Source organism: Deltaproteobacteria bacterium, assembly GCA_016875225.1.
Classification (GTDB): Bacteria; Myxococcota_A; UBA9160; order SZUA-336; family SZUA-336; genus VGRW01.
Genome location: VGRW01000012.1, coordinates 57302 through 64430, shown reverse-complemented (window position 1 = coordinate 64430; position 7129 = coordinate 57302). Strand labels below are relative to the sequence as shown.

The 7129-nt window shown below is 66.3% G+C and carries 8 protein-coding genes; 2 read left to right on the top strand and 6 right to left on the bottom strand.

Annotated elements, in window-relative coordinates; genetic code table 11:
- Nucleotides 1-29: 29 nt before the first annotated feature.
- The 3 genes from FJ108_05250 to FJ108_05240 form a co-directional block, all read right to left on the bottom strand.
- A complete protein-coding gene (locus FJ108_05250; GenBank protein MBM4335309.1) occupies nucleotides 30-407 on the bottom strand; it encodes a YfhL family 4Fe-4S dicluster ferredoxin in 378 nt (125 codons plus the stop codon).
- Nucleotides 408-561: 154 nt separating this feature from the next.
- Entirely contained in the window at nucleotides 562-2886 is a 2325-nt protein-coding gene (locus FJ108_05245; protein MBM4335308.1) for a nitric-oxide reductase, read from the bottom strand.
- Nucleotides 2887-3067: 181 nt separating this feature from the next.
- Complete coding sequence (locus tag FJ108_05240) at nucleotides 3068-3592, bottom strand: response regulator transcription factor (GenBank protein ID MBM4335307.1); 525 nt, start codon at nucleotides 3590-3592, stop codon at nucleotides 3068-3070.
- A 193-nt stretch (nucleotides 3593-3785) separates the two neighbouring features.
- Between FJ108_05240 and FJ108_05235 the strand changes: the two genes are divergently transcribed.
- A complete protein-coding gene (locus FJ108_05235; GenBank protein MBM4335306.1) occupies nucleotides 3786-4460 on the top strand; it encodes a hypothetical protein in 675 nt (224 codons plus the stop codon).
- Between the two features lie 14 nt (nucleotides 4461-4474).
- Here the strand turns inward: FJ108_05235 and FJ108_05230 are convergent, their stop codons facing one another.
- From FJ108_05230 to FJ108_05220, 3 genes are read right to left on the bottom strand one after another with little or no spacing between them, the layout of a single operon-like run.
- Entirely contained in the window at nucleotides 4475-4858 is a 384-nt protein-coding gene (locus FJ108_05230; protein ID MBM4335305.1) for a hypothetical protein, read from the bottom strand.
- A complete protein-coding gene (locus tag FJ108_05225) occupies nucleotides 4855-5205 on the bottom strand; it encodes a hypothetical protein (GenBank protein ID MBM4335304.1) in 351 nt (116 codons plus the stop codon). Before FJ108_05225 ends, FJ108_05230 begins: the two co-directional genes overlap by 4 nt.
- Nucleotides 5206-5223: 18 nt before the next feature.
- A complete protein-coding gene (locus tag FJ108_05220; protein ID MBM4335303.1) occupies nucleotides 5224-5727 on the bottom strand; it encodes a hypothetical protein in 504 nt (167 codons plus the stop codon).
- A gap of 108 nt (nucleotides 5728-5835) precedes the next feature.
- Here FJ108_05220 and FJ108_05215 point away from each other — a divergent pair, with 108 nt between their 5' ends.
- The gene (locus FJ108_05215; GenBank protein MBM4335302.1) at nucleotides 5836-7110 is read left to right on the top strand and encodes an acyl-CoA dehydrogenase family protein; all 1275 of its coding nucleotides are present in this window, start codon (nucleotides 5836-5838) and stop codon (nucleotides 7108-7110) included.
- Nucleotides 7111-7129 lie beyond the last annotated feature (19 nt).

The following is a 7129-nucleotide window of genomic DNA, read 5'->3' as shown; positions in this document are numbered from 1 at the left end:
CAAATGCTGAGACAATTTTGAGACTGCCTCTAGTCGGGCCGACTCGACCCCTGCAGCATGTCCTGGAGGGCGCGGCCCATCTTCCGGAACTTCGATCCGAGCGATCGCAGGTGCGACCGGTAGTGCGAGGTCTCTGGCCCGAGCTCCAGAGTTCGCCCGTACTCGCCGTGGAGCTTCTGGGCGCGTTCGAAGAGCACCGCCTCGCTCTCGACGTTGTTCGGATCGATCACGCAGCAGTCGACCGGACAGACCCGCGCGCACTGCTGAGTGTGGTGGAACCCGACGCACTCGCTGCAGGCGCCGGGATCGATCACGAAGGTCTCTTCCCCCTGGGAGATGCCGCCGCTGGGGCACATTCGCTCGCAGGCGCCGCAGTTCACGCAGGCTTCGGTGATCATGTTGGCCACGGGCGCACACTCCTGGCTACGGATCCGATTCCGGCACTACACCGAGGGATCCAGCGCACGACCAGAACGAGGCGGGGGAAGCAGAGAGAAGAGTCGCGGTGGGTTCCGGCGCCGAACCGGGCTCGGCGCCGGAACCCCTCGCTCCTGGGTCAGATCACGCTGCCCAGTCCTTCTCGTAGACGGTCCACTCGCCCTCGCTCTCGAGCTCCGGCGTTTCCTTCCGGAGCTTTCCAACGCGGGAAACGAACAGCCAGATCAGCGGCAGCACACCGCCGACGATGAACAGCGTTCCACCGATCGAGCGCATGTAGGTGAGGAAGGTCCACACCGGGCCGGTGATAACCTCCTGGGACCGCGCGTACCACAGACCTTCCTGGAACACGATCATGAGCTGGTAGAGACCGACCGGGAACAGGTCCAGGGTCATCATCAGAAGCAGACCGATCTGCAGCGACCAGAACGAGTTCTTGACCAGCTTCTCGCTCCAATCAGCCTTGGTAAGCAGATGCTGAGCGCAGAAGAGCATGCCGCCCAACGCGATGTTGCCCTTCACGCCGAACATGGCCGCGTGCGCGTGGTTGCCGGTCATGTAGGTCGCGTGCTCGTAGTAGTTCACGATCGGCAGGTTGATCAGGGAGCCGAACACGCCGGCGCCGAAGATGTTCCAGAAGTTGACCGCAAGGATGAAGAGCCACACGCCTTCCATCACGAAGACCTGTCGCCCCGCCGCGACGTGCGTCTTGGCGCGAACCGCCTCCGACTTCATGCGCCACGCGTCGAGCGTGAGCAGAAGCAGCGGCAGCACCTGCAGCGTCGAGAAGACGCCGCCTACGGCGATGATGCCGGTGGGCTTCGCGATCCAGTAGAAGTTGTGCGAGATGCCCAGCGTCGCCGTGACGAGGAACATCATGACGGCCAGGAAGATGACCCGCTCGCACATCATGCGAGAGATCAGGCCCATCTGGACCAGCATGTAGCCGACGATGACGGTGGTGAACACCTCGAAGGTGACCTCCACCCACATGTGCACGACCATCCAGCGCCAGTAGTCGGCCACGGCCCAGTTCTGGTCCGGCGAGATCATCAGGCCGAAGAACAGGAACGCGACCATGATGCCGCTGCCGTACAGCAGCCACGAGGGCACCGACCAGATGTTCTTCGTGGTCAGCCACGGGCGAACCGAGCGGTAGATGATGTAGATCCAGAGCGCGAACGAGCTGAGCAGCGTGTACTGGAACGCGCGACCGAGCTCCATGAACTCCCAGCCCTGGCTTCCGAACCAGTACGCCGTCGCGCCGGTGATCATCCCCGTCTGGCCCATGTAGATTCCGACCAGCGCGCCGACGCCCGTCACCATGCAGATGGCGAAGAGCAGGTTGATCAGGAAGAGCTGGCCGTTCGGAACCTTCGAAATTCGGGGCAGGAAGAAGATCGTGTAACCGACCCACGCCATGAAGAACCAGTAGATCTGGAACAGCGTGTGGTAGCTGCGCAGGACGCTGAACGGGATGATGCTCGCCAGCGAGACACCGAACGGGGTCACGAAGTCGGTGGCCGCGAGCATGCCCGAGAGCACCTGAGCGCCGAACAGGATGATCGAGAAGACGAAGAACTTGTACGTGGCCTTCTGCGTGGCTCGGATCCGGCCCTGCTCGAGGTCGTTCGTGGTCCCCGACGTTCCGTTACCGGTGAACGGATCGCCCTCCTCCTTGAACTGCCCGTAGACGTACAGGATCACGAGGATGCCCAGGAACAGGCCGAAGATGGAGATGAAGCTCCAAACCATCGTCTGGTTCGTGGGCAGGTTGCCGGTCGACGGGTCGTACGGCCAGTTGTGCGTGTAGCTGTACGTCTGGCCCGGTCGCTCCGCGCCCGAGACCCAGCCGCCCCAGAAGAAGAACGCGGTGAGCGCCTCGATGTCCTCGGGGGCGCTGATCGCGCCGGAGGGCTTGAAGGCCTCCTCGTACTCGGGATCGTTGAACATCCGCGTGTAGTGGGCCTTCAGCTCGTTGAACGCGTGGATCTGAGCGTCGTTGATCACGATCTGCTTGGCGCTCTCGTTCCAGGTGTTCGTCTTGATCTCGCGGATCACCCGGACGTCGATCGCGTCCTTGTCGTACTGAGCCAGGTTTCCGCCGCCCTGCTGCTCGTAGAAGGAGCGCATGGCAACGCCCGTGCGGTGCAGGGCGTCGGCCGTGAAGTCCGGACCGCGCTCGGCGCCGTCACCCCAGAACGAGCCGTAGAGCATCAGGCCCCTGAGGTGGAACACCTCCTGGCCCTTCTTGATCGTCGCGAGCGGGATCACCACCTCCCCGGTGGTGGCCGACACGTAGTCCTCGATCGGCGGAGCCCCCGTATAGGTCTCCGTTCCCAGATAGACGAGCCCACTCAAACAGATCGCAGCGACAATCAAGAAGTGGACCCACCACGTCTTCTTGTCGTGCAATACCTGGGCTAGGTTCCTCTTCGTATTACTCATTTTCGGCTCCCCCGGTCTATTGGCGACGACCCAAGACGGTACACGTTCCGGCTTGGTTTTGAATTACATGAAAACACACCCGACGAGATGCTAGACAGCCTGCGGCGAGCGGCGCATCCGTCGTTTGACCGATCTGCAAATTCTCTCTCCTGACGAGAGCTCGACCGGCCGCCCCGCGCCATCATGACAAGAACCCGAGCTCGAACCCGCGGGCGACCAACGCGGCTCGCGTGGTCACGCCGAGCTTGGTCCGCATGTGCTCCACATGGGTTCGCACCGTCGAGGCCCGCAAGCCCAGATCCGCCGCGATCGCGCGATCGGTCTTGCCTTCGGAGAGGGCGCACAGAACTTCGCGCTCGCGAGCCGTGATCAGCTCCCATGCCTCCGGCCGGTCGGCAGATGGCGAGCTCAGCGAGCAGATGACCGCGTCCTCGAGCGGCACGCAGGTCAGCGAATGCCGACGACCGTCGAGCGAGACGCGCGAGTGCCTGGCGCGGTCCATTCCGCTCGCGAGCAGCTCACGGACGCAGCCGGTGCGGCACGGCAGCCCCTCGGCTCCCTCCAGGTCACCGACGACGTGCCAGCAGTCCCGCCCCTTGGCATCTCCCATCAAGGTGCGGGCCGCTGCGTTCTGGCTGACGACGCGGCCATCGAGTCGGGCCACGACTACGGCTGGGACGTCGTTCATTCCAGAGTTCGTCTTCATTGGCAAACGAACGGTATACCTGCGTCTAAGCGCGGCGTATGAGCGGCGTCATATTGGCACTCATACGTCCTGAAGACCAGCTGAAGGCCGCTCGCAGCGCGATCGGGGACACTGGGCCGGAACGCTGCGGCCCCTGGCACTTCGGCCCGCTCCCTGCCGGTGCCTCGTCCCGGCCGGTAAGCTTGCTCGCTCGATGAGGTCGCCGGTCCTGTTCAGGCGGAAGCAGGTTTGGGTTCCGACCGTCTGGGGTGGGCTCGCCATCCTTTTTGCGGGCGCCGCTTCGCTGCTCTGCTGGGGAGCTCGGATCCACGGCTTTCTCGCGCCGAACCAGCCGATCGGCGCCCGTCTGCTGGTCGTCGAGGGCTGGCTGCCCTTGGACGAGCTCGATCAGGCGCTCGCCGCCTGCCGAAACGGCGGGTACCCGCTCGTCCTGACCACCGGTGGCCCGATCGCGCACGAGTTCGATCGCTTCGACGCGGCCGCGAGCTACGCCGAGCGGGCGCGGAACTACCTCGTGCTTCGCGGATGGCCGGCGGACGAAGTGATCGCGGTCCCCGCTCCCGCGACAGCGCAGGATCGCTCGTTCCAGAACGCGCGGATGGTTCGCGAGTGGGCGACGCGCTCGGGTGTCGCCGTTTCTGCGATCGACGTGTTCTCGTCCGGCGTGCACGGGCGGCGCTCGCGAGCGCTCCATCGCCTGGCGCTCGGCCCGAGCGTCCGCGTCGGGATCCTGACCTCGCGACCGAGCGCCTACGATCCCGAGACGTGGTGGCGGACGAGCGCCGGAACGAAGGAGGTGCTCAGCGAGACGATCGCCTGGCTCTGGACCGCGCTCTTCTTCCATCCCGCCGCGGCCGCACCCGGATGAGCGGGTGCCCGACGTCAGGGCGCGAAGCTCGAACGCGCCTTGATCCCCCAGTGCCCGCTCTCGCAGGTGACGACGTAGATCGAGTCGAAGCTCCCGATCACGCTGCCGTCCGCGCGGTAGCGCGTGAAGCGGGTGTCGATGTGGACCTTGTCGGCGCCGGCGTGGATCACGTCGCGGCGCTGCCAGGCCGAGTGATGCCAGTCGGCGAGTGCCCCGGTTCCGAACATCTCGGGCTTGTGATACCCGGGCTCGATGATCGTGAGCGTGTTCGACGCCAGCCGCACGCTCGGGAAGTTGAACGTCTTCTCGAAGCTGCGGACGTCGCGCGCGTTGAACGCGGCCATGAACTCGTCCAGGCACTTCTGCGCTGCGGCGATCGCGTCGCTCTGCTCGCTCACTTCGCCTCCTGCTGCTGCGCTCGGCGCCGCTCGCCCGCGCGGCGCAGCGCCTCGATGCGCTCGGGATCCACGCGCGCATAGTTCTGCCGCCAGCTCTCGTCTTCGCTCCAGCGAAACGGCGTCTGCACGGTGGTGCGCGGAACGCGCGCGCTCTCGACCAGATCGAGCGCCATTCCCACGATCGCGCGCTGCATCTCCACGTCGTACGGCCGCCCGCAGGGGTTGCCCAGCGGGAAGTCGCTGAACAGGAAGCGCGCCACACCGCATTCCTCGACGATGTCGCGCGCAGAGCCGACCACCACGGTCGCGATGCCATTCGCCTCGAGGTGCCGGCTGACCAGACTCACGGTCTGGTGGCAGACGGGTCAGAGAGGGACGAGAAGCGCGACGTCCACTCCGTCCTCGCGGCAGCGCGCGAGGATCTGGGGCGCGTCCTGCTCGATCGTCCGTCGCTGCGAGTAGTCGGTGGGCACGCCGTGGAATCGCTTCGCGACGCGGCCGATCCGGCCCGCGACGGCGAGCTCCTGCAGGCGCCGGATCGGCAGGAAGCTCTCGACGTCGCGCGTGTGGGTCGCCTCCTTGTCCCAGGCGAGATCGTCGGTGAACAGGCGCTCGGGCGGCGCGTCGGTCGGCCCCGACCAGACCTGCTTGTCGCCGCGAAGCACGCCGTCGACCGGCTTCTCGTCCCGCCACGGGCTCGCCGTCGTCACCAGCGCGACGCAGGCCTGCGCGAGGCCCCGCGACAGCGGCGCGAACGGCGCCTCGACGTGCCGCGCCCACGCATACGGCTTCTCGTAGCCCTGCGCGCCGTAGTACTCGCGCGTGCGATCGATGTAGCTGACGAAGGTTCGCTGGCTGATTCCCGACATGCACGCAGCCTAGCGCGAACGGCGCCGCCCCGTCCCGACCGCCCCGCGCTGCGCGCGGATTTGCCGGCGCGGTAGGATGGCGCGCACCACCTGCGAAGGAAGAACCCGATGGACTTCGACATCCCGCGCGACCTCGCTGCCTACCTCGTCGAGCTCGACGAGTTCATCGAGCGCGAGATCAAGCCGCTCGAGCAGCGCGACGACAACATCCGCTTCTTCGACCACCGCCGCGAGGACTCGCGCACGGACTGGGCGAACGGCGGGCTGCCGACCGACGACTGGGAGGAGCTGCTGCGCGAGGCGCGCCGGATCGCCGACAAGGCCGGGCACTACCGCTACGCGCTGCCCAAGCAGTACGGCGGGAAGGACGGCACGAACCTGGGCATGGCGATCATCCGCGAGCACCTCTCGGCGCGCGGTCTCGGCCTGCACAACGACCTGCAGAACGAGCACTCGATCGTGGCGAACAACGTCGGCGTGCTGCTGATGCTCGCCTACGGCACCGAGTCGCAGAAGGCGCAGTTCGTCGAGGGCCTGCTGAACGGCACCACGGGCTTCGCGTTCGGCATCACCGAGCCCAACCACGGCTCCGACGCGACCCACATGGAGACGACCGCGGTCCGCGACGGGAACGGCTGGCGCATCAACGGCGAGAAGACCTGGAACACCGGCATCCACCGCGCGCCGTTCGACCTGATCTTCGCGCGCACCGCCGGCAAGGCGGGCGACGCGAACGGCATCACCGCGCTGCTGGTGCCGACCAGCTCGCCGGGCTTCAAGGTCGAGCAGTTCCTGTGGACGTTCAACATGCCGAGCGACCACGCGCACGTGTCGCTCACCAACGTCTGGGTGCCGGACGAAGCGGTCTTCGGCGGCGAGGGCCGGGGCCTGCAGGTCGTGCAGCACTTCTTCAACGAGAACCGGATCCGCCAGGCCGCCGCGAGCCTCGGCGCGGCGCAGTTCTGCATCGACGAATCGGTCGCCTACGCAAAGGTGCGTAAGCCCTTCGGCAAGCCGCTCGCGAGCAATCAGGGCATCCAGTTCCCGCTCGTCGAGCTGCAGACGCAGTGCGAGATGCTGCGCGCGCTGATCCACAAGACCGCCTGGGGCATGGACACCTACGGGAACTTCTCGGTCTCGGACAAGGTCTCGATGTGCAACTACTGGTCGAACCGGCTCTGCTGCGAGGCCGCCGACCGCGCGATGCAGGTGCACGGCGGAATGGGCTACTCGCGCCACAAGCCGTTCGAGCACATCTACCGGCACCACCGCCGCTACCGCATCACCGAGGGTGCGGAAGAGATCCAGATGCGCCGCGTGGCCGGTTACATGTTCGGCTTCATGAGCCAGCGCGCGCCCAAGGGCGTGGTCGAGGAGGGCTAGCCGGCTCGGCGTCCCGGCG